Source organism: Candidatus Poribacteria bacterium (assembly GCA_021295755.1).
Taxonomy (GTDB): domain Bacteria; phylum Poribacteria; class WGA-4E; order WGA-4E; family PCPOR2b; genus PCPOR2b.
Window position 1 is genome coordinate 1 of record JAGWBT010000042.1, and the last position, 24,712, is coordinate 24,712.

Here is a 24,712-nt window from a genome sequence, read left to right on the forward strand (position 1 = left end):
AGATTAAACTTGCTAAAGCAATCTGTATACCAAGTATGAATACTTGGGTTTTAGACCTAAAGGTTTTTTTGATAAATTCAATCTGATCATCGGGCAAATCACGAACATCAAGCATATCCATCATAAAATCCTCTATTTCAGTTTCCTGTCACGATTTGGAATTACACCCCTTACCGGATGTTTATGGAGTAGGAGGGAATTCCAATTCCCAACTTGCTTATTATTATATTTTAACTTTTCCTAGATGTCAATGTTCAATGGTGTTATGACGGTGTCCTACGGAAAAAGTTTGCGCCAAAGCGCATCACCCAATCCCTAACCGCTCACAAACCTCATCCAATTCCCGCTGACCCATGTCGTCAAGTGGAGCAGGTTGCGGAGAGCGCCAACGTGGGGATTTAATGATGCCTTTGCGGTAGAGAACTTCCTTGTGGACAAGCCCTCCCACACGCAGAATCGGGGCAATTTCGCGTTCCCAGACTTTACGGGCTGCGGTTTCGTCGCCAGATTGCCAGCGGTCCCAGACTTGGACAAAAGCGTGTGGCAGACTGGGCCACGGCATCGTGCCTTGTGAACCACGGCGCAGTTCTTCGATAAGGAAAGACCCACTCGCGCCGCCAAAGACTGTGACCAGATCGCCTCCATGCTGAATCGCCTCGTAGACCTTCTGCGCCGGCGGTGCATTCTCGACTTTGGCATAGCGCACCCGCTTGCACTCTTCCGCAATCTGTCGTAGCAGCGCCCCACCGAGCGACGTACCTGCCTCCTGAACGAAGATCGGGACACCGACAGCATCGGATAACGCCTTGAAGTGCGCCTTTTTCTCGTCCACCGGAACGTCTGCTGCGGGCGGCGTGCACATCACCGCCGTTACGCCGAGATCTTCGGTCTGCTGGCTATACTGCACCGTAGCAACAGTTGATACCGCGCCGGTGTTCACAACGACGGGCACCCTACCGCGCGTCTGATCCACCACCACTTTGGCAATCTGCAACCGTTCGGCTTCGGTGAGTTTCATAATCTCTGTAGCAAACGCTATCACCACACCGTGGACGCCGGCGGTGATATTATACTCGACGACACTTCTCAAACTGTCTTCATCAATACGATCCTGTTCATCAAAGGGTGTAATCAGGACTGGGAACATACCACGCATAGGTTGTTGGGACATTCATGTCCTCCTTAATTTTTGGTATCTGTTTCGATCAGAAATAGAAATTCTCTATTTGGCATATCAGCATTTCGCACCCAATGGTAGGTTGATTGCATCTCCGCCATTACGTTCCGCTTATAGTCTATTTCAACGACTTCAACCAGAGAGCCGTTATCCCGAAGCATCTCATTGAGTTCACCGGCAGTTGCACGTCCTTCTGAACTGTAAGAGAGGATAATCCACCGTGCGCGCGTGTTCTGAATTAACTGCTCAATCGCTTCAACCGCGATGAAGCGTCCTGTAGAATCGTTTCTTCGGAACTCCTCAAACACAGACGAAGCCAAGGTGTCCGACGTATCCTTTCGCCGCAACGCCTTACCAAACAACTCAGGCTCATCGTTAAGGCATACCGTTGACCAGAGGTGGTAATATGAGGCGTACCTGACCCTAGAAGGAGGCATCTTCTCGTTATTAGATCCGTAAGGCGGATCGTAGTATGCCAGATCAACCGCTCTATCGCTTACTAGGTCAAAGATGTCCCGACGCGATACCTCGTGCTGCTCGTGGGCGCAAAAAAGATCTGGCACTTCAAGCACGAGCTCATTAAACGATCGAGGCGACCACTCCCTGAGATACGAAGCAAAATGTCCAAGTGTGCTATCAACCCGATCTAGCGCGAGGATGAGGCTTGTGAGTGCGACCGCCCTTTCAACTCTCGTCAGATCGAGCCGATCAATCTCCTCCCGTATGGCATCTAATTTCCGAGTGTTATGGATCTGCCACGGTTTCTTGAGTCCGCCCTTCTGCGCTGCCGTCGGGTTGCCTCCATAGTGCGCTGTGAACCATCCGTCCCTAGGTAACAGTGTGTTGAGGTGTTTAATAAGTTCAATATAATCCGCTTTGCTTTTACGATTGAGCAGATAGCATACCCCGAACACCTCAGACCATGGGGCGATGTCGTTGCAAAGTACTCGATAGCCTGCTTTAGCAAACGCTTGGGACACCCGCGTCGTTCCTGAGAAACCATCTAGGACGGTCTTGGCATCGGTCTTCTTTGCCAGTTGCAATATGTGAGGCAGGAGTTTCAGTTTTGAACCTGCATACTTCACCCCTTCCGTTGTGGGCACATCAGTAATAATATCACTAAAGAGGGGTAGGGTTTTCATTATGTCGATTCATTGACTTATCAACTTGTAGGTCGAGATTCATATCTCGACACAAAAATGTCGATTTTGGAAAATCGACCTACAGAAGTCCGAAATCGTCTCACGGCGCATCTATAGTGGACCTTAGAATTAATGAGACACTCAAAACCGGTGCGGGTGAAAACCGCACCTACCGGGTAGCGCAGGTGTCTATTTATTTTTAGAATTCACTATAAATCCCACACTAGCAGAACCCCTACTCCTTACTCAGTCGCAAGACCACATGTCCAAACTCAAACGCGCCCGGCGATGAGCCGGCAAACACCTCCGCATCAAGCCCCCACGCCAATTTATATGCAGATAGAATCTGGATCATGGCGTTAGAGACATCGCCGTGGCAGAGGACTGCGACCGTGCTACCGCTGCTCGTAATTTTCGCGCCGTAGAGACCGCCGCGGACGCCCACTTTCCGAATAGACCGTACAATTTGTTCAACTTCGGGCAAACCGAGCCCGGCGCGGAAACGATTGCTCCAATCCGATGCGTACATCAGCCTTCCTGCCTCCGTGAGATGGTGATGAAGGTTCTGCGGATTGGTGTTCGCTTCCTTGAAATGCCCAACAAAGCGTTGTACACGGGCATGTTCGTAGACCGTATGTTCGACGCGGCTGCGTACACCGTACACCTTTTGAGGCTCCACGTCTGTGAAGGGATCAACTGCCTTGCCAAATCGGTCAAGGAAATCTGACCCCTTCAGCCGCGCAGGCAAGATCTTCCAGCACTTTTGACGGAACTCTCGAGTGGACAACTGACATAGAGAGCTATCGCGCAGTTCCGCCAGATCAAGGGTCTGCTGGAGGATCGTCAATCCCATAAACACCGCAGTACGCCCATCAACATAGGCTGGCCTAGTTGGGGTCCGTTGCGCTTTGCTGTGGAGGCCAATCAATCTTGTATTCGGGGGAAAGGGTACGGTTTCAAGTATCTGATCCGGTTCATTAGAGATGGAAAGCGGGATATCCTTCTGTCCAGCGGCAACAGTGATTGCGTCCACCGATTCACACGGTACGCCGACGATACGGTTCTCGACGATCTCCTCGATCCGAGCGATGTCGAGCGCGCTTAGATTGAGTTCATACAGATGATTAATCGCTGTGAGCGCCGCAACGCAGATCGCTGCGGAAGAACCGATCCCTGCCTCCGCCGGGATATTGCTCTTAACAACAACTGACACACCGTTCGACAGGGAATCGATCTGCCCCTCTTTCAGGAGCGCGAAAAATCCGCCGAGGACATATCCTACCCATGTGGCTTGTGGATTTCGCGCGAAAAGTGATTGGACCGCTTCGTAGGATTTTAGGTTTCCATCTGTGTAGAAATCGTCAATGGAGATCTGAAGGGCGGACTGATAACCGTGTAGCCCCGCGTCAAAATTTAAGGTACTCAACTGACGATCTTGCCTGGCCTGACAACCGACCACAGCGGAACGTTCAAGTGTCAATCCAAACGCATTAGCCCCACAGTGCGCCGCAATTCCACCCATCACATCGAGGCGTGCCGGTGCCCGCGTAATGATGACCCGTCCATTTTTCTGAAGTCCGTAGTCACCGAACATCTGAAAGTCCTCATAGCGCAGCATTGACTCAAATTCAAGCACCTCATAAGGCTTGATGTCGGGTCCGAAAATCTGTTCCACCTTCATCGGGTTGTTACCCTTCAGGATTTCGGGGGTCGCGTCCATAAACCGGTCTCCGATCACGAAATATACCGTCAAACAGATGGCTGCATACGAAGATGTAGAGTGTGGCAACTATTTTTCGTCATTATAATGGGGTGAGATGCCATTGTCAATACCTTTGTTGCCTTTTTGATTTACATTGTTTTTTGAAAGGAAGTTTGCTATCATTACGTTTGTTCTACAACGAATTAAGCTACGATTCTTGGAATAGATTAGACTTCACGCAAAAGGGCAAATTTATGGCACACGCATACACCCCCGGACTCAAAGTTGCGGCGGGAACCACAATACGCAACGAGCGCCGACTTCCAATCGAAGGAGAGGTGACTGTTCAAGTGGGGGATAAAATCGAGTCAGAGGATATAGTTGCAAAAGCATCTTTGCCGGGGAATGTCCAACTTGTAAATATCGCAAATCTACTGAGTATCCCCACCGAAGATATAAGGGACTACATGCTTAGCAAAGAGGGAGACCCTATCGGCAAGGACGAAATTATAGGGGAGACCAAGGGCTTGTTTGGACTGTTTAAGTCACAAGCACGCGCTCCGATTGATGGAACTATCGAAAGCATCTCCGATGTCACGGGACAGGTGATCATTCGTGAAGCACCAATCCCTGTCAATGTCATGGGCCACATTTCCGGATCAGTTGTCGAGATTATCTCCAATGAAGGCGCCATCGTCGAAGCGTATGGAACGCATATCCAAGGGATTTTTGGTGTCGGCGGGGAGACAGTTGGAGCACTCGAAGTTGTTGTGGATTCTCCGGATGCCCCATTGACCAAGGATCTTATTCAACCTGTACATCGAGACAAGATCCTCTGCGGCGGCGCTGTCGTTGGGAACGATGCAATCCAAGAAGCAATTCGGGGTGGCGTCAGAGGGATAATTGTGGGCGGCATTCACGACAGCGATCTCCGTGACTTGCTAGGATATGAACTTGGGGTCGCAATCACGGGGTCAGAGTCGCTCGGTCTGACGCTGGTCGTCACGGAAGGATTTGGAGAGATAAGCATGGCGGCGCGGACCTTCGATCTGCTCAAAGCACAGGAAGGTATGATGACTTCGATCAATGGCGCGACACAGATCCGCGCCGGCGTTGTAAGACCGGAAATCATCATCCCCGCCGAGGGGCAAGGAGACGCAGTTGACGCAGATAGCGCTGGCGATGCACTCAATCTCGGCAGCCCAATCCGCATCATCCGCGAACCCTATTTCGGACGGTTGGGACGTGTGTTCGCCCTACCAGTCGAACTGCAAGAACTTGAGACAGAAGCAAAGGTGCGTGTGTTAGAAGTTGAACTCGAAGACGGAACTAAGGTTGTCCTCCCACGAGCAAATGTAGAAATTATCGAAGTATAAGGCGTGAAACGTGATGCGTAATTGGTTCATTTAGCACCAGAGAGGTGCGATATGTGTATCAGCACCCACTAAAGCCCCGTTGCGTTTCTCTGCGTTCTCCGCGTCTCTGCCGCAAACGAGAGTTGGTTTTCTCGTTTTCCCGTTCTCTCGCTTTCTCGCCTTCCCGCTCCCACGCCTCCTCGCTTCCCCTCTTTACATTCCGCTCACCCGTTTTAACCACTCCTGAAAATTGCTCGTATGGCTGCCCGCCCAAAACAGCTTGTCGCAGGTCGGACACCGATGAAACCGATCCTGTGTGCGATAGACATACTCCGGCACAACCGATTGCACCTCCGCTTTGGGAACGGATTCGATAGGGGTATTGCAATCGAGGCATCGTGTAAAGAAGGAATTATGATCGAGTTCTAAGTGAAAGGTTTGAATGACCTGCTTGAGCTGCTCGACCGGATCTTGGCTGGTGAGTAGGAGATATCGCTCGACCATGCGACGCTCCACAAACTCCCGATCCCGCGTCAAGATTATGCGATTCTCACGCAACGCCTTGAGCGCAAGCTGCGCATCGAGCGCGGGAGATTGATAGGCTACATCGTATCCTAAAATCCGCAGCCATCTGCCAAGCTTTCCCACATTTTCGTCGGCAAGGAATTTCGGACTTGGAGCGTCTGGCATGATTGGGGAGTTCCGCCGAGGATTACTCAAAAACCTCAAATGCACCGTTTTTGACGGTAAGGACTATCGGGTCATAAACTGCCTCTCCGTTGGGGTCAAAAGAGAATTTACCCAAAACGGTGTCCGAATCCGTAGTCTTCGCTAGCTCGTCCCGAATCGCATTTGGATTGACCGATTGTGCGTTTGCAATTGCCATAGCGAGAATATGGAAGGCAGCATGAGACTGTGCCGCCCAAGCCGGTGGCTCTGCCGCGTATGTCCTGATATAACTCTCGACGAACGCTCGACTCAATGGCGTGTCAGCCGTGCTGAGCCAACCTATGGAAGTAACTGCTCCCTCGGCAGCAGCACCCGCGGCTTCCACCTCAGTACTGGTCAGTTCGGGAACAATAACGTGTATACTAGGCATGAGATCGCGTGCCTGAATCAGGATTAGAGGTATGTGGGATCCTAAAGCGGAGATAAAGAGGACATCAGGATTTAACTTCATTATCCGCGTTAATTGCGCCGAAAAGTCGGTCTCGTCACCTTCGTAGATCTCTGTCGCCACAATCTGGACACCGCTCTCAACAAGCGCAGTCCTAAACGCTTCGTCACTACGCGTAGAGTAGGTATCGCGGTGGTGATATATCGTAGCCGCCCGCTTGTAACCGTATTTCTCCTGAGTCGCCTTGACAGCAGCGGGATTAAGCACACCTGAGTTCAGTCCTGAACGGAAGATAAAATCGCCACGTGCACTCAGCCCTGGGGCAGACGAGACCGAACTAACAATGATAACACTATTTTCTTGGGCAATTGGAATTACCTGTTCAAGCTGAGTTGAAATAGCAAAACCAACGATAGCAGCCACCCCATCTTGATGAATCAATTTTTTAACCGGTTCAACGGCGCTCACGCTCTGATCATCCTCAACGATGAAGGTGATTTTGGTATTGCCGAGGATTCCTGAGTCGTTCATCTGTTTGCGGGCTAGCTCAAAGCCATTTAGCATTGACAGACCATACGGGGACGCGAATGGTCCCGTCTGAGCTATAACAACGCCAATGGGCATCTCTCTCTCTGCATCTTCCATCTCAGCCTGTGCGGCGGCGACGACAAGTTGCTCAGTTGGGTTATAGACGGAAAGCCCCACAATGAGTGCGACAATCGTCAAGAAAGACGCGACTTTGGTAAACTGTCTTATGTTCATTTTGAACCTCCTGTGATTGTTAAAGGAAAAAATAAGAGACTCAATCTTTTCTCTCATATCTTTAGCGACCTAACCACCCTGCCCCACAGTCAGCAACCGGTGAAGCGAATCACCGAGGATACGCTCCTTATCGGCATCTGGGATGAAGGTGCAATGTGTGCGGAACGCTTCAAGGGAGTGTTGGTAGGTCATGTAGGAACGAACCACAGGGTAGTCCGACCCCCAGCAGAGGCGATCCGGACCGAAATGTTCGTAAAGTGCGCGGACGATCCAGCCGGTATCCGAATAGGGGTATTCCGATGGAGCTTGAGAGACATACCCGAATCCGGACATTTTGATGTTGATATTCGGCGTGTTTGCCGACGCAAGGATCTCCTTCAAATTCGGATAGGGCGGTTCCTCCCCGGCTCTTGCACCGCCCATGTGGTGGCAGAGAAAGGTGACGGAAGGGAACTGTGCCGCCAATTTGCGTAACGGCGCCTGCAGCTGAGGTCCCATTGCGAGGCTGGAAATCAACCCGCGATCTGCCGTAGTCTGAAAGAATCGCTGCCCTTCATCCGTAAAGAACCAACTGCCATCGTCGTCGCCCCTGAAGTAGTGTGTGTATCCCTTCAATGCGTATTTATCCGCTGCCTCCGCGAGCCGATCTGCGGCACCCGGAGTATGGTAGGTATCCGTCCACGAACAATCAACATCGGCGAACTGAATGATACGGTCCGGATACTGCTTGGAACACTCAAAGATATAGTCGTTATTATCCGGGTTGTGATCTATTCTGGCACATACCAGAACAGCTTGATCAACGCCGTGCCGGTCCATCTCATGGAGCAGCTGTTCAATCCTGCCACGGCTATCGCCATCAGGAACAGGGGGTTGGTAGGGCCAACGTGGCCATGCGTGACTGTGTGAATCAATAATCATAGACTTTCCCTCAATTGATAGTAGTATAATCCGAATCTACCACCCAAAAACCCCAACGAGATAATAGGCATCGCATTCAGGTGCTCAATGAACCAATGAACCAATGAACTAAAAAGTGGCGCGTCCAACACCTGTGTTCCCCGCTGCATCGGTGACACGAATGGTGATGGTATGTTCACCGGCTGGTAGGGTGTTGGTGTGAAGTGATAGAGTTTCGCGCTTGGAGTCGAAGATGCCGTCGTCGGGGAAGATGACCTGCCACTCTTCGTCGCTGTCAATTTTGTAAACCGCTTTCTGGATGTAACTGAACGGATCCGCCGCCGTACAGGTGATCTGATAGGTTTGATCTTCATTTGCTGTCGCAGCTATATCAGTGACCAACGGTTGACTGTTATCAATATCAAAGGGATCGCTAATCTTCTCGGTAGATTTCGCGAAGTTGGGCGGATTGCTGAGCTTGTCCGTCGCGCTGACTTTAATGACATAACGTCCGTCAGACATTAAGGTGGTATCCAAAGCATGACTGCTCTTCTTCAACTCTTCCTTGAGGAGTTTCCAACTTGTCTCTTCGACTCCCTTGTAATAGACGTTAAACTGCAGCGTATCATTATTGTCATCCTTCACCTTCCACGCCGCAGTGTATTTTGTACTATCCCCTTCTGGATTGGAAGGTGCCCGACTTTCCCGCGGCATACTAACGCCCTTGGGCGGACTTGGTGTGTCGGAGGCACCGCCTCGACGGACTTCAACCGAGGTGAATCGTGGCTCGGTATTGGCTTGAACAGAAGCGACACTCACTTTTTTGAGGACAGGTGTCGCGGATAGCTCACTCGTTGTGAGTTTGGCACGCCACTGAATGTACCGAGCGGCGGGACTGGTAATTTGGGACCCTTCTGAGGCCGTCAGTTCTTCTGACCAGTCGGTCCATGTACCATTCGGTTTCTCTGTGTTACCGGATCGGGTGACAAAAGAGACAACTGTTCCTTCGGGTATAACGGCTTCCCACGACAACTTACCCCATCGCGAAATAACCTTTGTATCGTGTGCCTTGGAGTCAAGCGTTCCCTCAGCGAGGTAATCCGATTTCAATTCAAAAATCTTCCCAGCATTCCCTGTAGCAAGCAAGAGTTTATTTGAATTTGTGGTGCGGTGCATCGCCACAATCTGGCTCGCACTACATTTGCCCTTAAAGACAGAATCGCCATCTGTGTTGACCCAATACAGCTTCCCCTTATCCCCTGTACCGATGTAAAGGCCTTTCTCCGAATCAACTACCATCGACAGAATCAGAGGCTCGGGCACCTCCCACATGACCGACACGATACCATCTGGCTCAATCTTATAGACCCTTGACTTCTTTTCTTCACTATTACGATTGCCGGACGGTGAAGGACCGGGCGGACCGGGCGGCGGACCACCGGGCTGCGGCGCTGCTGTCGTGACAGTTCCGGCATAGATTACTCCATGCGCCCCGATAACAAGCCTGCGTACCTCTTTCTGCCCGGTTTGATAGATCACAGATGCCGCGCCGTCCTCTGTTTTGACGCTATAGATAGTGCCTTTACCATCGCTCCCGGCATACAGCATTCCCTGATGATAGAGCAAACATAACATATTACGTTCATCGGAATCATAGAGAACACTGGTCTTTCCATCAGGCGTAACCTTGTAGATCTTTCCACCGGTTCCGGTCGATGCGTATAAGTTCCCTGCGTCATCAAAGGTCATCGCCCAAACGTACTTCTCCTCAGAACTGAGTATCGTCGTCGGCGGGGTGCTACTGTCCGTGAGCTTGTAGATTAACCCGTCCGGGGCAGTACCGGCGTAGATGTTGTCATTGGGGTCGATAGCCAACGTCAAGATCGCAACTTCTGGTGAATCGTAAAAGAGCGACGACTCGCCATCGGGCGTAATTCGGTATATCTTGCCCCTATTTCCTGTGCCGGCATAGATGTTTCCTTTGGAATCCTCGGCGAGGCACCAGACATATATCTCCTTGGTATCCTCAAAGAAGGCATCCAATTTAGGCGTCAACATAAGCTCGCCTTTACTTGAAAGCGAAACATTTTCGAGTTTACCCGATTCAAAGTCCTTTTGGCGCTGCTGTTCCCAGATCCGTGTCGTCACTCCGAACACCGGTAGCAGATGGATCGAAAAGAAAATGACAACGACACTAAAAATATAAAAAGCACGGTAAAACGTCATGAAAGAGAAATCCTCCGTTGGGTTGGTTCATTAGTTCATCGGTTCATTAGGTTTACTGCACACATTAGCAGAACCTATAGATCTTCAAAAATTACGGGGCGTTGCGATCAACCGTAAACCGCAAAAATCGACTACCAGAGACCACATAGGGTGTGGAGACCTTTTCAAAATGCAGCGTTGTACCGCGGGTGGGACCGCCTTCACCAGATTGGGTCGGTGTGCTCATCACGGAGAGCATCGACACCGGCAGTTCAGGAAACTCTTCTCCCTGAATAGTCATCCCTACCCTCGGCACAAAAAGTTCCAAGATAATGTCACTATTATTTTCCTCTCGCTGCAACAGTTTGATCAATTGGTTGATGTTTGTCGGTTGATAGTTTAAGGGTGCCCTCGTCCGCTGCCAACCTTCATATAAGTTCGGACTGATCGCAAGAAGGGTGGTTAAACCGTCGGGAGCATCTTCAGGAATCGTAATCGTACCGGTCTGGATGATCGGTACTTCGAGGTATGGACGCAGGCGCATCGTTACTTCAATTTTTTCGCCGGGGCGGTATCGATTCTTGTCAATTCGTATCGCTTCAATCACCGCTGTTTTCCGTTTATCCTCCATTTTGACGTTGATGTCTATACGTTCAACATCAATCTTTTCATATTGATTGCCAATTAAACTAAACAGCGGCGTCAGTGCCCGGGTCGCCTGAAAGCCCGGTGAGCCGCTGGAGGAGTACACATTTCGTCGCACAATCTCCCGCGAGGTCAGATTCGGCTGATCTTTCAGCACGATTTTCGCTTCAACGTTGACGGAGTGGTCACCGCTGAAGATTTCAATACCATCAATGATGAACCAGAGAGGTATCAGGGTGTATGCCGCCGAAAAATCACGATGGCGGATGACTTCATAGTGCGTCGGGTGGACCTTCCCATCCATTGTTTGGATGTCCGCATGAACGGGGATGAAACTGGGATGGGAACCGATTACGCCAGCAATCGCCGCCTGACGGTCTTGGACGAGTGTGCCAATCGGTTGCGTCGGAGCAGCGATTTTGGAAGATCTAAGCGTACTCGGTAAAATAAAGTGGACATAACCGCCGGACATCGGTAGATTGACATTGCCCTCGCCAAACATCGAATGACCAAAGCCCAAAAGCTGATCGCCTTCAATATAGGTCATGGTGCCGTATCCGAAGATGGGAAAAGCGCCACGAACAAACTCAATCCCGACAATCTGTCCCGGCTCAATCGGCGCACTTTTTACCGGTGAACCTCCACCAACACCTTGTATCGGATTCAGATGATAGGCATCAAAAAACTGCTTGAAATATCCAATCGCACCCGTCGGCAATCCTGAGAACGCTACGGGCATCTGAAGACGTGGCGGCTTCTCAAGCTGATCGGGAGTCGCTGAGGTTTCCATTCGTGTTTTAGGAATATCTCTCGCATCGGGAGTCAGGGGTAACATTTTAAAGCCCTTTGACACCGTGTCTACTCCGAAGTCAAAACGCGACCCGCCCCGATAGCTCAAGTTGGGCTGCATCCCCCGCTGCGTCACCTCAACCATTAAATCAATCGGCGTCACTCCCATGAGGTTTGCATGTTCACGTTGGTAAAAGTAGCCGAGAGAAATTGCGCCAATGAGCCGTCCGTTAATATACATCGGACTTCCACTCATACCGCCAGCGACGCCTGTCTTTTCAAAGTTCTCGCCGCTACCTTTGACCCATATCACGTGCCAGTTGGGATAGAAGTTATACTCAATGCTGATCACCTTAAAACCGAACTTCTCAACAGTTGTGCCGGAAAAGACAGTATATCCTTCCCCTTCCATGCCGGGTGCAATCTCTGCTAACGGCATAAATTTCGATGAATCCCATTTAACCTCTGCACTCGCTTGAAGGACAATCAAGCAGAGGAGACTAATTATCAATATAAAACAACTTTTTTTCAAAATCCACCTCGTCCAATTTTTCACTACGAAATTTTGATTCTCACTTGGCGTGTAATAGAAATCCGATCTTTCATTTCTCAAATCGGGCTTATGATAACAGTTTATTTTTGTCGATGTCAAGCGTAATTGTGTTACAACCCCGTCAGTCTTCGTAGTGTCGAGATGTGAATCTCGACCTACAGGAAGAGATCGGCTGTGGAAAAATGGACTGCTGAAGCAATGAACCTATATCCTGCGAATCCTTGAATCCTGTAAATCCTGATTCAGACAATAAGCAGCCCAAATAAAAAAGCCGGGTGAAGAGATGGACTCTTTCCCGGCTTCTTGGCGTTCAATTGGAAATATGGTCACGATGAAGATAGTGAACGTTAGGTGCGAAGTTTTCGATAGAGATACACGATTGCAAAACCGATCGCACCAAGCACGATGAGCGTGAAAGCGAGCTCAAATGCCCAAGCGATAACAGGTAAAACAATCCTCAATCCAATCAAAATCAACACGAATATCAGTACGAGGATAGCGAGATTTTTGATCAACCCCATTGGATACAACTCCTTCTCACTTTTACTCTTTTAAGCGGGCTTTGAGTTTGGCGAGTTCATCGTCGATTTCGTCTTTCTTGTCGAGCTTGTCAAACTCCTCCTCCAAACTCGGTTGACGCATTTCACTAAACGCCTCAGCCTCCGCTTCCGTATCAAGCACTTTGTCCTCAATGCGATCAAAAGCGTTTAGCGTACTGGAATCGGACATACCTGATACGGTTTGATGGATTGCCCGTTCCGCCTCTGCCCGTCTTTGGCGAGCAATCAGCAAAGCACGTTTGCTCTTTGCCTCTTCAATTTTTTGTTCTAAGGTTGCCAACCCATCTTTAAGTACAGAAACACTCTCTTGCTGCGCCTCAAATTGTTCACGAAAACCCGCTGCCAAATCCTCGGAAGACCGCTTGCGGCGAAGGGCTTCTTTAGCGCGAACATCATCGCCGTTCTGGATAAACACGATGGCACGCTTCTCCCACTTCTCAGCACCCTCTAAGTTCTCCTTGCACTGCGCTTCAAATTTGTTACCGTCCCGGATCGCCGCAGCGACTTGGATCTTTACCTCTTTGAGTTCCTGCTGCATATCCTCCAAGAGTTGATTCAAGATCTTTTCCGGATCTTCAACCCGATCTAGCAGGTCGTTTATGTTTGAATTGAATATCCGCCTGAGTTTCTCAAAGATCGGCATTGGTGGTCACTCCCTTACCCATTTCAGCAATTACACTGTATATCTACCCAGTGTTTCTTCATCTAAATGCTCTAACTCATCTTGAGACTGCTGTCGCTCTGCCTCCCTCAACTCTGTCTCAGGGAAACCAATCTCTTGAACAATTGATTCCGCCACATAGATAGGCACCCCCAATCTCAAGGCGAGCGCAATCGAATCACTCGGACGCGCATCAATCTCCAGTGTCTTGCCGTTAGCAACGACATCGATCTGCCCAAAATAGGTCGAGTCTTTCATGGTATGCACATAGACCGCATCAACTGTCGCATCAAGGCTTTCGATGATGTTTTTCATCAGATCATGCGTCATCGGACGTAGCGGCTCTTCACCCTTGAGTTGGAACTGAATCGAGAGCGCCTCTCCTTGTCCGATCCATATCGGTAGCACCAATTTTGGATCGCCTTCTGTCTCCCTCAAAAAGAGGATTGGGGCACCACTACTTGCATCAATAGAAATGAACGCGACTTCCACGGCGATCATGTTCTTTCCGTTCATTTGGAGATGTTCATCGGCTTGTTCTTTCATCTTAGACTCCCTTTGCTAATTTGAAATTTCAATTGGAGCCGTCGATGGTGCAAGCGATGTTACAAGAATGTTGCCACTTGCCTTGTCATCGACAACCCGTGATTGTCTGATATACCAATTCAGGTTTGTCATCATGACTCCGCATAATCATAATGAAATGAGCCAAGTATCCGCTTTCGTCACATCAAAAATCTCTCCGCGCAAATCGTAGGCAACAAGAATTACCGTGTCTCCCTTCAAAGGAACAGCCTCACCATCACGGACACGGCAACTAACAGTCAGCTCGGAGCCATTCGGCGTCGAGACACGCGCTGTCCCAAACGTGGTTGTAACCCTACCGCTAATCACGCGCCCCCTTAAACCGACCAGTTGATTATCGGTCATGGAGCGCGCCTTTCTGGGAAATAGCTTTGAAAGCCTAAGTGCAACGTAATTCAGAAAATCGCCCATATCTGCTCCCGCTCACAAATTATTCGCAGCAAGAGGAAATCAACGTCATTGCGCGTTTGGCATCGCGGTAGCTAATGTTGTTAATTAGATGTTTATCCCCATTCACTGTTATTTCAAGCGCAGCCTGTCCAAAGATGCGGTGTTTGAGACTTTGGTCCAGTTTGATCCCCGTAATCTGAGAAAACGAGAGATTGCACCGAATGTTGATGTACGAAGCACTCATACTCCCCATCTGACGCTCCTCCAACACCAACACCCGGTCAGATGTAATGACCACAAAATCGGGGTTCAGCAAGCTAGACCTTCCAAGGGTGCACAGCATAATCTGTTCATCCGCACCCAACTGGTCTTGGGTCGTCTCCTGAATACGAACCGGTAACCGATGAAAATCAGCCATCCGCGTCACTCCGTTGCGGGTGTACTCCCCTGATCTTCAGGATGGACTTTGGTTTTTAATGCCGCAAGGTCTGCCTCGACCTTTTCGCTGTTCTCAAGTTCATGAAATTTCTGCTCAAGGTCGTCGCCTTGCGTCAACTCAGCCAACGCTTCCGCATGCGCTTCGAGATCACGGACACGGTCTACTAACCGATCGTAGGCATCAAACGCAGTCGTATCGATCACTGTTTCAGCCGACGGCGTCGCACCGACGGTGGATTGCCATGTCCCTAACCTTTCAGCGGCAGCCAATTTCGCAGTTTGAAAGCGCGTCGTGTCTAGCTTGGTCTCTAACGTTTTCAAACTGGATTTGAGTGAGTCGATTATCTCCTGCTGTGCGCCAATCTGCTCACGATATAGGTCTGCTTTGCTTATATGCTCACCTTTGCGGGCGAGTGCCCGGCGGGCGAGATCTTCCTCCCCTTTTTTCAGGGCAAAGACCGCCTTATCCTCCCACCTATCGGCTTCGGTTCCATGCGCGTCGATCTCCCGCTCTATCAGCTTGAGATCTGCAATCGCACCAGCGATTAAAGCCTTGACATCCCGCACGTTCTGGCGCATCTCTTCCACCATAAGACCTCGCGTTTTGCGCGTATCTTCCGCTTTCTCTAGGAGATCGTTCACATGCGATCTCACGATGAGCTTGGCTCGGTTTAACGTTTGCACGGTTCAGTTCCTCCTTGTAACATTGTTAGGGGTCAAAATGATTAACTCAATTGTAACGAGCAGAGATTACAAGGATATTGCCATTTATGGGAGAAATAACTAGTAGGGGCGAGGTCACCTCGCCCATCTAAAACCCCAACGAGATGACACGTGTATCAAAACACACCATACCCTAGGTCGGGCATCCCCGGTCACGCTTGGTCTCGGTACGGACGGATCCTCTCGGACGTGCCAGCCCCAATGATCCAACGTGGTGCAGAGCCTGCCCCTGATGAAATCGGGGTTTCCCAACTTGCGGGACGACATGTGCATAGAAAAACAATTCAGTCAGTTACCCCGCCCTGAAGAGACGGGGCTTGTTTGAAGCGTCCGCCTCTCTGTTAGGTATCACCTAACAGGTAAGGGGCTTACTTGGTTTCGCGCTTCTGTCCCTGTCTGTTAGAAATCTCCTAACCGAGAAGGGTGTTTCGGGGGTGATTGAATCCACCCCACCTCCACGCAAGGCTACAGCAGCCTTTTTAATGTTTATTGCAGCATTATGGTCACGGTCTAATACCAGTCCACAGTGAGGGCAATCATGGACACGGTCCGACAACGATTTAGAAACAATGGAATCACAACCCGAACATCTCTGCGAAGTGTAGTGAGGCTTCACTTTCTTCAGCCGTTTGCCAGCGGTTGCAGCTTTGCTCTGCAGCTTCAGACGAAAGTTGCCCCACCCTGCATCCGAAATGCTCTTGGCGAGGTAGTGATTCTTTTTCATGTTGTCAATCGACAAGTTCTCTACCGCGACTGCATCGCACTTTTCAAAGAGACGGTGCGCGGTCTTAAACTGAAAGTCTTTTCGTTGGTTCGCTATGCGCTGATGACACCGGGATACGACTTCACGTTGTTTCGCACGGCGTTTACTCCCTTTCTTGCGTCGCGAAAGTACGCGCTGATGTTTAGCAAGCTTCTTTTCAGATTGACGATAGTGGCGAGGATTTTCTACCCGTTCACCGTCCGAATCAACGACAAACGCGTTCAGGCCTACATCCACGCCGAGCGTGGTATTAACGGGTACTTCCACAGGGTCTGACACCTCAACGGGGATTGTAGCATACCAGCCGGACGCCTTCTTGGAGATGGTAAGGTTCTTAATCTGCCCGTCAGGCAAGGGACGGTGATAGCGAATCTTGAGGTGTCCGATTTTGGGGACAACGACTTTGGCAAACTTGCCACGCACGTTTCGGATTAGCTTTTTAGACAGGTGACTAAAGGTCATTGACCGATACCGTCCTTCGCCTTTGAAGCGTGGGAAGCCGGGGGCTTCACCGGCCTTGACACGCCGGAAAAAGGCTTGGTAGGCTTTGTCCAAACGGCGTATAGCATCTTGGAGCACATCGCTATGGAGACCGACAAACGATTTAGATTCCTTTTTCAAATACGGCAAAGCGTTGGCTTGTGTTGTCCTTTTGACTGTTAGACCTGTTGATTGGTATGTGTGGATGCGCCATGCAAGTGCTTGATTGTAGATAGCGCGCAGCAGTGCCAACCAAACGGTGAAGATATGCCGTTGTTTGGCTGTCGGATAGGCTCTGTATTCAAATGTCTTTTTCATGGTGTTGTCCTTTGTCCTTCATGCCCGGTTCTAGCGGGTTGTAGGGGACACCGCCTAGCGACGGTGTAGAACTCCCCTACAAAGGACAAGAGAATTTTATCATATTTATGCAGTTTTATCAACAAAAAAGAGGCGGGATTTCCTCCCCACTCTAAAGAGATGGGGGTTCCATCCCGAAGATTCTGATGAACCAATAAATTAATGAACAAATATACCAAAAAAAATGGAGGTGGCGGGACACGTTAACCCCCCGGTTTCCCAGAGGCGTGGACTATATCTTCATCCAACCAAAATGGTGGAGCCTAGCGTATTATAGGAGATGTAGATTTGCCGCGATTCAAGTTTTGAACCGTTTCAACCAGCCAATTCTTCTTTTCAAGCAGCTTGGGAGAGTACCTTCCATTTCGGGGAGTTACTTCTTTATAATGCTTGATAATTAAATCGGCCTGTTGTTTTTTGACACATAAAAATGGGCGTATTTCCTCAAGAATATATAAGCTGGCACTAACTGAGTGCGTTTGCCAATGCCAAGATTGTCGATGGTGTGATTGTGACTTCTTTTTGGCTTGTATGCGTCCACAGTTAGTAATAGTTGAATATACTCCAAAAGCTCAAGGTGAGTATTACTCACACTAATTTGTGGACTTGGCATTTGATTCTTACGTCGCCTAGTAAGCGTTACAGTTCCTTCACCATCAATAATCCCAGCGAGATACGCCTTTTCGACGTCAGTCAATTGACACTATCTCCTATCATTACAGTCTCTACAGGACCATACAATCCCTCGGTGTTGCCATAAGATGTCGCCATCTCTTAGGTTTCACCGATGTAAGCCAAGTTTAATCGAGGAGGTTGCCCTCCAAGTCGACCAGACTGATCGAACCCGCGTCCGAGAACATTTCAATAAAGGCTACTACATGCTTAGCATAAGCTTTGGTGTTTCGTCCACAAGACTCCCTTATGCCGGATTCACAGCGGACTATCTCAAGTTAATTCTCGCGCCATGCCCCTTGAGAACAAGTAAGGCGCATAGCCCGTTTGTTGACGTCGGGCTAACTCGACGGGACCGCAAATTAGCCGGACGAGCCACTTTATTAAGCGGCTAGAGCCAATTCTTCATCGGCAATTAAATTGTTTCCGCCTGTTTAACGAGGCCTGCGGAGACCTCGGCATGCAACCTTTATTCACCCCCGTATGTAAGTAGGAAACTATCCCGATTGTCCTATCTGTTGAACAGTTCAACAACCTTAGCAACCCCTAAACAAAGCACACTAAGAATGCAGAAAAAAAACATGTTACTAAGCCATGTCATCCCTACGCTAAGAGCCACTGCCATAGTTTGATCGGGTGCGGGATGTCGAATCATCACTCTTATAGCCCCAACTATTCCCACAATAATTCCGATGCCTATTACTATTCTACCGACTCTGCGTAATGCCTTAGCTATAGGTACACTTTGCGCGGGTTCGGCACTAATGGATTCCGCGCTAATGTCCCTTACTGATTCGAAGACTGGAGCCTTAATTATACTTTCTGCGGCTTCGTCACTAATCTCTTCGGCTGATTCGGAAACAGCATTACTTGCCCCACAGTTTTTGCACTTGGCAGCTTCGCCAATTTTCAAAAACTTAACGGCAATATCTTTCCCACAGCTTTTACACTGAAATTTCAAAGCCATAATTGCGTCTGCTCCTAACGTATAAGCGGCATACGCTTGGTCTGCTTCCCGCCGCATATCCTCGCGCTTGTCGTAATCGTGCTTACCGCGCGCTAACGCAATTTCAACCTTCACCTTACCCTTACTAAAATAAGCCTTCGTCGGCACAATCGTCATGCCGGTGGGTCGGGTTTTCCCTTCGATCCGCTTAATCTCTCGGCGGTTCAACAGAAGCTTCCGTTTGCGTTTCGGCTCGTGATTCTCACGATTAGCCTGCTCGTAAGGACCGATATGGGCGTCAATCAAAAAGACCTCGCCATCGTCGACACGAGCGTAGCTATCGGTCAAATTCATCCTGCCGCTACGAATCGCCTTGACCTCCGTTCCTTGAAGGGATCAGATGATAATCGTACCGCGCTTTCTTATTTGTAGCAACTGGACCCGTGGTTGTAACAGACTTCTCAGCATTCATAGTGCGTGAATTATAGCACAAACACGAAGGTGGCGCAAGGGCAAAAGGGCTTGATTATTCCTCGCATCCGTTGTAGAGTTATAGGCAACATCTCAAACGTGAAACGTAATGTCCTGTTCCGAGTATCCCGATTTATCGGGACGTGAAACGTGATGCGTGAAACGTAATGCGTGAAAACAAAAGGAACCAATGAACTAATGAACTAGTGAACTAATAAACCAATATAGCAGGAGGGATAAATGCCGAGATCCAAAGATAAAATTCAAACGGGTTGGGAGGGGCGCTTCTATGAAGATTTTGAAGTCGGCGCTGTCTATCGAAGCAGGTTCGGACATACGGTCACCGAAGCGGATAACACACTATTCACCCAACTCACCCATAACACCAATCCGCTGCATTTTGACCTACACTACGCCAAACAGACAAAGTGGGGGCAAATCCTCGTCAACAGCACCTTCACACTGGCACTGATCACCGGCATGAGCGTTCCAGATGTCAGCGAAAATGCGATGGCAAATCTGGGCTGGGAAGAAGTTAAATTGCCGAATCCAGTCTTTATAGGGGATACGCTCTATTGCGAAACGGAGGTACTATCGAAGCGCGAGTCGAACTCATATCCTGAAGCAGGTATTGTCAGGGTCCGCTCACGGGGTATTAATCAGGACGGAGGGGTGGTCATTGATCTCGTCCGCGCTATCATGGTCTACAAACGAGACAACGCTCCTAAAAAGGAGCTCTTCCCTAAAATAGTTTAGAAGTGTGATGCGTGAAACGTAATGCGTCAGATGGATAAATGAACCAATACACTAATGAACCAATGTTCACAGAAACACCGATACGCGTCCACCGCTGGCGGGGGTGCGAATTGTCTCGGTCGAACAGTTCGGCGCAGGTCCATGGGGGACGATGATGCTCGCAGACTTGGGAGCAGAAATCCTCAAGATTGAAAACCCCGAAACAGGTGGAGATGTGGCGCGTTATGTCCCGCCCTATACCGCTGAGAAGGATAGCGTCTATTTTCAGAGTTTCAACCGGAACAAAAAGAGTATCACCTTGAATCTGCAACACGCCGATACAACCGAGGTCTTCCACCGGCTGGTCTCCATTTCGGACGGCGTTTTCAACAACCTGCGCGGCGACCTGCCTGCCAAACTCGGCTTGGACTACGCAGCCCTCGGCAAGGTGAAGCCATCAATCGTGTGCTGCTCCCTCTCCGCCTTCGGGCGCAGCGGCTCCCGCGCCGCCGAGCCGGGATACGATTACCTGATGCAGGGATACGCCGGCTGGATGAGCATAACGGGCGAACCCGATTCTCCACCACAGAAGACCGGACTATCCTTAGTCGACCTGAGCGCGGGCGTGATGGCGGCCCTCGGTTTGATGAGTGCCATTCTGCGGGCGCGGGACACCGGTTTGGGCTGCGATGTCGATGTGAGTCTATTCGACACCGCTCTGTCGCAATTGGGTTATGTAGGGGCTTGGCACCTCACAAAAGGCTATCAACCGCAACGAATGGCAGACTCATCACATCCATCTCAGGTGCCGTTTCAGGTGATGCCGACAAAGGACAACTGGATTGTCGTGGCGTGTGCAAAGGAAAACTTCTACCAAAGCCTAGTGCGGATTCTCGGCGCACCGGAATTGACCCACGACCCACGCTTTCGCAGTTTCGCAGATCGGTTGGAGAATCGTGACACACTGGTGCCGATTCTGAAAAACCTGTTCCGCCAGCGAACAACCGCCGAGTGGTTAGAGCTGCTCAAGGGCGAAGTCCCGTGCGCCCCTGTAAACACCGTCGAAGAGGCATTCCGTGACCCACAGGTGGCTGAAGATGAAATGATACTTGAGATTCCACATCCGGAATTCGGCGTTGCGCGTCAGGTAGCAAGCCCGATTAAGATCAGCAATTCCAAGGCTGAACATCGTCGTGGACCACAACTAGGCGAGCATACGGACGAAGTGCTTGGAAATTATCTCAACATGTCCCCCCAAGAGATTCAGACACTCCGTCAGAAGGGAGCGCTTTAGAATACAACAACCAAATCCAGAACGTGATGTATGAAAGGTCAAACGAGAATCAAACAATTCCGTATTCGTATCACGAGAGTGGCTTAGACACATTTAACCTAAGCATTCTTGAGAAGGAAATATATGAATAAACGATTTCTTTGTGGCATCTGGTATGCAATCTCGATCTGTCTTACCGGCGGCACACACAACCCAACCATTGCCGCTAGCCAGCTCTCGTGGGGGCACACGGCATCCTTCTGCGGTGTTATTGATGATCAACAGGAGAAACAGCATTCAAACCAATATTCCAACCGTCACTATGCCCAAACTTCTGTTGCAGATTTGAATGTCGGTGAACCGCGTACGGTGCGACTCATCTACTTCTTGCCCAACGACCGACCCTACCGCGCCAACGTGGTCCAACGGATGAAAGATGAGATCCGCGAAATTCAAACCTTCTATGCCGAACAGATGGAGGCACACGGCTATGGGAAGACAACCTTCCGCGTTGAAACCGACTCCCAAGGCGAGCCGATAGTGCATCGTGTGGATGGACAGCACCCCGACCGTTACTATCTTGGCAACGCATTAAACGCTGCATTCGCCGAGACTGACCGAGTGTTTAATCGCAAGACAAACATCTACTTCATCATCATTGACAATAGCATAAACAGAATTCGTAGCAGTTATTGTCGCTACGCCGGCATTGGAGACAATAGAGGGAAATCTGGAGGATATGCATCGGTTGCTATTGCAGTTGAACAGGAGTGGCTGGCGCATGAACTGGGACACGCCTTCGGACTGAAACACAATTTCAGCGATAACGCGTACATCATGTCGTATGGTTCGGAGCGAGATCGGTTATCGGCATGCAGTGCCAAATATTTGTCCGTGCATCCTTACTTCAATCTCAATATCCCAATTGAAAAAGGGCAGGCTCCGACCATCGAACTCATTTCCCATCCGCAATATCTACCGTGGTCAAAAAGCATCCCGATCCAACTCAAAGTCAGTGATTCAGAAGGGCTTCACCAAATACTTTTACACACGAAAACAATAGAGCCGCATGCAGGTGCCGGCTTTTGGGAAGTCATAACGTGTCGAAGCTTGACTGGCGAAACAGACACCCTCGTTGAATTTGATTATAACGGCGTTATCCCGTCCAATCGGTCTACGAATCTTTTCAACCCCTTGAGGCATCCAGTTGCTGCTGCAGCCGTTGATATACATGGAAATGTCGCTTGGGAAGATTATGTTCTGTTCTCCGAAACGCTTCCACCACTGTCGAAAATCTCAGGCAATAATCAGCGCGGCTTGCCCGATACTCCATTACCCGTCCCGTTTGTCGTTCAAGTGCGGGATGTGGAATATTACCCTGCCCCTCGGAGGTATGCCGTCACGTTTACTGTCACTGCTGGCGGCGGTACGCTCAGCGTAGAACATACTGAAACCGATGATACCGGCAGGGCAAAAAGCACACTCACACTGGGACCGCATCTCGGACCCAATACAGTCGAGGTGTCTGTCGCTGGCATTGAGGGTGCGGTCACCTTTAGCGCTGTAGCGGGGGCTGCGGTCGCCTTCCCTGATCCCAACCTCCGCGCTGCAGTTGAGGCTGGTCTCAATAAAGCAGAAGGGGCCCCAATCGTCCCGTCAGAGATGGTAATTTTTTCCTGCCTTACAGTACCGGGGGCAAGCATTCACAATCTGACCGGACTTGAAAGCGCAATCAACCTAACTGGACTGGATCTTCTGGGTAACAACATCTCCGACATCTCCCCTGTGGCGGGACTAGTCAGTTTGAAATGGATAGATCTTTCAAGCAATAACGTCTCGGATATCTCACCCTTAGCCGCAAACACAGGGTTAAGACATGGAGATACAGTTTATATACGCCAAAATCCCCTGAGTTACCAATCCATCTACACACATATTCCAATGCTTCAAAGCAGAGGAGTTACGGTATATTTCGAGAATCAGGCGCATCCCGCGCTTGTGAAAATCTCAGGCGATAATCAACACGGCATACCCTCCGCATCATTGTCCTCTCCATTTGTCATTGAGGTCCAAGACGAGAACGGTTCTGCACTCGCAGGAGTTCCAGTCACATTCACCGTGATTGCGGGCGGTGGCAGGCTTAGTATCACAAGCACAACTACCGATGAAAACGGCAGAGCGGAGAGTACGCTTACGCTAGGACCGAATATCGGCAGAAACGCCATCAAGGTATCTGTCGTTGGAATTGAGAGTCCGCTCACTTTTTATGCTATCTCCGATACGGGATCACCACCGATTACTGCGGATGTCAACCACGACGGAACCGTAAATATCTTGGATTTGGTATCGGTTGCATCTGAGTACGGAAATCAAGGGCGAAATCTGGCAGCGGATATCAACGAAGATCGAATTGTTGATATTTTTGATCTGATTCTAGTTGCGGGTATGTTTGCGGATACGGCAGCTGCGCCCTTAGCGCGACCACAAGTACCTGAAACACTAACAGCGGTAAAGGTTCAGGGTTGGTTAACTGACGTAAGCTCTCTTGAACTTAGGGATCCAACCGTGAAGCGCGGACTTGTGGTGCTTGAACAGCTCTTGGTATCCCTAACACCAAGGAAAACGGAACTGTTAGCAAACTACCCAAATCCGTTTAACCCGGAGACATGGATTCCGTATCGATTGGGTGAGGACACCTTTGTGACGTTGAAAATCTATGACACCAATAGTCGAATTATTCGTACACTCGACGTCGGCCACCGAATTGCCGCAGCCTACGAAGGGCCGTCGAGGGCACTGCACTGGGATGGGAAAAACGACCTTGGCGAACCAGTGGCAAGCGGTGTTTACTTTTACACCCTGACGGCGGGGGATTATTCCGCTACGCGGAAGATGGTGATACTCAAGTAGCCCCCGTAGGTGGGGCATCCTGCCCGCCCACGACACCGCCAGCCGTATGAGCTAATTTCGTGATATTTTGAGCTCGGAGACCTAGTTGGACAATTCAGTGCCCGTCGGGACGCACAATATGTTATGCTACTATTAACCAATGGTGCTAGTTTGCAACTGTCGATAACGTGATTGGTCGATCGGTTTTAGCCCCAGCGGGGCGACATGTGTATCCGAAGGGGGAATATAAGAAAAATAAATCAACCAACTAACGAACCAATGAACCCATTAGAGCGGAGCCATAATGCCATGACCAACGAAACAGCAAGACCGGAAGCACTACCCACATTTGAACCCCGCGGCGAGCGCAGACTGATCTACACCAGCGACCCGTCCAACCTCGCATTCTATCAGGCCGGACA

20 protein-coding genes, 1 other RNA gene and 1 pseudogene are annotated in these 24,712 nt (G+C 49.9%); 4 read left to right on the top strand and 18 right to left on the bottom strand.

Translation table 11 applies throughout. The features are described from left to right. Positions 1 to 304: 304 nt before the first annotated feature. The 3 genes from J4G02_08120 to J4G02_08130 form a co-directional block, all read right to left on the bottom strand. Positions 305 to 1,171 (bottom strand): dihydrodipicolinate synthase family protein, encoded by an 867-nt coding sequence (locus tag J4G02_08120; GenBank protein ID MCE2394539.1) that lies wholly within the window; start codon positions 1,169 to 1,171, stop codon positions 305 to 307. A gap of 11 nt (positions 1,172 to 1,182) precedes the next feature. Next, a complete protein-coding gene (locus J4G02_08125) occupies positions 1,183 to 2,319 on the bottom strand; it encodes a DNA adenine methylase (GenBank protein ID MCE2394540.1) in 1,137 nt (378 codons plus the stop codon). A gap of 235 nt (positions 2,320 to 2,554) precedes the next feature. Further along, positions 2,555 to 4,039, bottom strand: coding sequence for a hypothetical protein (locus J4G02_08130; GenBank protein ID MCE2394541.1), 1,485 nt, complete (start codon positions 4,037 to 4,039; stop codon positions 2,555 to 2,557). A 236-nt stretch (positions 4,040 to 4,275) separates the two neighbouring features. Between J4G02_08130 and J4G02_08135 the strand changes: the two genes are divergently transcribed. After that, positions 4,276 to 5,397 (top strand): hypothetical protein, encoded by a 1,122-nt coding sequence (locus tag J4G02_08135; GenBank protein MCE2394542.1) that lies wholly within the window; start codon positions 4,276 to 4,278, stop codon positions 5,395 to 5,397. Positions 5,398 to 5,589: 192 nt separating this feature from the next. Here the strand turns inward: J4G02_08135 and J4G02_08140 are convergent, their stop codons facing one another. From J4G02_08140 to smpB, 15 genes and pseudogenes are all read right to left on the bottom strand, one after another. Further along, positions 5,590 to 6,066: a Mut7-C RNAse domain-containing protein gene (locus J4G02_08140; GenBank protein MCE2394543.1), complete on the bottom strand. Its 477-nt coding sequence runs from the start codon at positions 6,064 to 6,066 to the stop codon at positions 5,590 to 5,592. A gap of 22 nt (positions 6,067 to 6,088) precedes the next feature. Next, positions 6,089 to 7,255 carry an ABC transporter substrate-binding protein gene (locus J4G02_08145; GenBank protein MCE2394544.1) on the bottom strand — a complete coding sequence of 389 codons (1,167 nt, stop codon included), beginning with the start codon at positions 7,253 to 7,255 and terminating at the stop codon, positions 6,089 to 6,091. A gap of 69 nt (positions 7,256 to 7,324) precedes the next feature. Then, complete coding sequence (locus J4G02_08150) at positions 7,325 to 8,176, bottom strand: amidohydrolase (GenBank protein MCE2394545.1); 852 nt, start codon at positions 8,174 to 8,176, stop codon at positions 7,325 to 7,327. 108 nt (positions 8,177 to 8,284) lie between these two features. Beyond that, the gene (locus tag J4G02_08155; protein ID MCE2394546.1) at positions 8,285 to 10,381 is read right to left on the bottom strand and encodes a hypothetical protein; all 2,097 of its coding nucleotides are present in this window, start codon (positions 10,379 to 10,381) and stop codon (positions 8,285 to 8,287) included. Between the two features lie 91 nt (positions 10,382 to 10,472). Continuing rightward, the gene (locus J4G02_08160; GenBank protein ID MCE2394547.1) at positions 10,473 to 12,326 is read right to left on the bottom strand and encodes a hypothetical protein; all 1,854 of its coding nucleotides are present in this window, start codon (positions 12,324 to 12,326) and stop codon (positions 10,473 to 10,475) included. 368 nt (positions 12,327 to 12,694) lie between these two features. Then, positions 12,695 to 12,868 (bottom strand): hypothetical protein, encoded by a 174-nt coding sequence (locus tag J4G02_08165; protein MCE2394548.1) that lies wholly within the window; start codon positions 12,866 to 12,868, stop codon positions 12,695 to 12,697. Positions 12,869 to 12,890: 22 nt separating this feature from the next. Next, complete coding sequence (locus tag J4G02_08170; protein MCE2394549.1) at positions 12,891 to 13,550, bottom strand: PspA/IM30 family protein; 660 nt, start codon at positions 13,548 to 13,550, stop codon at positions 12,891 to 12,893. Between the two features lie 30 nt (positions 13,551 to 13,580). After that, positions 13,581 to 14,114 (bottom strand): bifunctional nuclease family protein, encoded by a 534-nt coding sequence (locus tag J4G02_08175; GenBank protein MCE2394550.1) that lies wholly within the window; start codon positions 14,112 to 14,114, stop codon positions 13,581 to 13,583. A gap of 147 nt (positions 14,115 to 14,261) precedes the next feature. After that, positions 14,262 to 14,564 carry a hypothetical protein gene (locus J4G02_08180; GenBank protein ID MCE2394551.1) on the bottom strand — a complete coding sequence of 101 codons (303 nt, stop codon included), beginning with the start codon at positions 14,562 to 14,564 and terminating at the stop codon, positions 14,262 to 14,264. 19 nt (positions 14,565 to 14,583) lie between these two features. After that, on the bottom strand, positions 14,584 to 14,961 hold the full coding sequence (locus tag J4G02_08185) for a PH domain-containing protein (protein ID MCE2394552.1): 378 nt from the start codon (positions 14,959 to 14,961) through the stop codon (positions 14,584 to 14,586). Positions 14,962 to 14,966: 5 nt separating this feature from the next. After that, positions 14,967 to 15,665, bottom strand: coding sequence for a PspA/IM30 family protein (locus tag J4G02_08190; protein MCE2394553.1), 699 nt, complete (start codon positions 15,663 to 15,665; stop codon positions 14,967 to 14,969). Positions 15,666 to 16,056: 391 nt separating this feature from the next. Further along, complete coding sequence (locus J4G02_08195; protein ID MCE2394554.1) at positions 16,057 to 17,265, bottom strand: transposase; 1,209 nt, start codon at positions 17,263 to 17,265, stop codon at positions 16,057 to 16,059. A gap of 436 nt (positions 17,266 to 17,701) precedes the next feature. Continuing rightward, positions 17,702 to 18,001 (bottom strand): LAGLIDADG family homing endonuclease, encoded by a 300-nt coding sequence (locus tag J4G02_08200; GenBank protein ID MCE2394555.1) that lies wholly within the window; start codon positions 17,999 to 18,001, stop codon positions 17,702 to 17,704. Positions 18,002 to 18,139: 138 nt separating this feature from the next. Then, positions 18,140 to 18,459, bottom strand: a transfer-messenger RNA (tmRNA) gene (gene ssrA, locus J4G02_08205). 520 nt (positions 18,460 to 18,979) lie between these two features. Then, a pseudogene (smpB, locus tag J4G02_08210) lies at positions 18,980 to 19,394 on the bottom strand (SsrA-binding protein SmpB). Between the two features lie 239 nt (positions 19,395 to 19,633). On the opposite strand from smpB, the gene J4G02_08215 reads away from it, so the two are divergent. From J4G02_08215 to J4G02_08225, 3 genes are all read left to right on the top strand, one after another. After that, on the top strand, positions 19,634 to 20,149 hold the full coding sequence (locus J4G02_08215; protein ID MCE2394556.1) for a MaoC family dehydratase: 516 nt from the start codon (positions 19,634 to 19,636) through the stop codon (positions 20,147 to 20,149). A 94-nt stretch (positions 20,150 to 20,243) separates the two neighbouring features. Beyond that, on the top strand, positions 20,244 to 21,422 hold the full coding sequence (locus J4G02_08220; GenBank protein ID MCE2394557.1) for a CoA transferase: 1,179 nt from the start codon (positions 20,244 to 20,246) through the stop codon (positions 21,420 to 21,422). Positions 21,423 to 21,545: 123 nt separating this feature from the next. Beyond that, positions 21,546 to 24,311: a leucine-rich repeat domain-containing protein gene (locus tag J4G02_08225; protein MCE2394558.1), complete on the top strand. Its 2,766-nt coding sequence runs from the start codon at positions 21,546 to 21,548 to the stop codon at positions 24,309 to 24,311. Positions 24,312 to 24,712: the final 401 nt, after the last annotated feature.

What these genes read in the sequence shown, in the direction of transcription:
- J4G02_08120 (MCE2394539.1), bottom strand. Translation starts at nt 1,171, where the DNA reads ATGTCCCAACAACCTATGCGTGGTATGTTCCCAGTCCTGATTACACCC.
- J4G02_08125 (MCE2394540.1), bottom strand. Translation starts at nt 2,319, where the DNA reads ATGAAAACCCTACCCCTCTTTAGTGATATTATTACTGATGTGCCCACA.
- J4G02_08130 (MCE2394541.1), bottom strand. Translation starts at nt 4,039, where the DNA reads ATGGACGCGACCCCCGAAATCCTGAAGGGTAACAACCCGATGAAGGTG.
- J4G02_08135 (MCE2394542.1), top strand. Translation starts at nt 4,276, where the DNA reads ATGGCACACGCATACACCCCCGGACTCAAAGTTGCGGCGGGAACCACA.
- J4G02_08140 (MCE2394543.1), bottom strand. Translation starts at nt 6,066, where the DNA reads ATGCCAGACGCTCCAAGTCCGAAATTCCTTGCCGACGAAAATGTGGGA.
- J4G02_08145 (MCE2394544.1), bottom strand. Translation starts at nt 7,255, where the DNA reads ATGAACATAAGACAGTTTACCAAAGTCGCGTCTTTCTTGACGATTGTC.
- J4G02_08150 (MCE2394545.1), bottom strand. Translation starts at nt 8,176, where the DNA reads ATGATTATTGATTCACACAGTCACGCATGGCCACGTTGGCCCTACCAA.
- J4G02_08155 (MCE2394546.1), bottom strand. Translation starts at nt 10,381, where the DNA reads ATGACGTTTTACCGTGCTTTTTATATTTTTAGTGTCGTTGTCATTTTC.
- J4G02_08165 (MCE2394548.1), bottom strand. Translation starts at nt 12,868, where the DNA reads ATGGGGTTGATCAAAAATCTCGCTATCCTCGTACTGATATTCGTGTTG.
- J4G02_08170 (MCE2394549.1), bottom strand. Translation starts at nt 13,550, where the DNA reads ATGCCGATCTTTGAGAAACTCAGGCGGATATTCAATTCAAACATAAAC.
- J4G02_08175 (MCE2394550.1), bottom strand. Translation starts at nt 14,114, where the DNA reads ATGAAAGAACAAGCCGATGAACATCTCCAAATGAACGGAAAGAACATG.
- J4G02_08180 (MCE2394551.1), bottom strand. Translation starts at nt 14,564, where the DNA reads ATGGGCGATTTTCTGAATTACGTTGCACTTAGGCTTTCAAAGCTATTT.
- J4G02_08185 (MCE2394552.1), bottom strand. Translation starts at nt 14,961, where the DNA reads ATGGCTGATTTTCATCGGTTACCGGTTCGTATTCAGGAGACGACCCAA.
- J4G02_08195 (MCE2394554.1), bottom strand. Translation starts at nt 17,265, where the DNA reads ATGAAAAAGACATTTGAATACAGAGCCTATCCGACAGCCAAACAACGG.
- J4G02_08215 (MCE2394556.1), top strand. Translation starts at nt 19,634, where the DNA reads ATGCCGAGATCCAAAGATAAAATTCAAACGGGTTGGGAGGGGCGCTTC.
- J4G02_08225 (MCE2394558.1), top strand. Translation starts at nt 21,546, where the DNA reads ATGAATAAACGATTTCTTTGTGGCATCTGGTATGCAATCTCGATCTGT.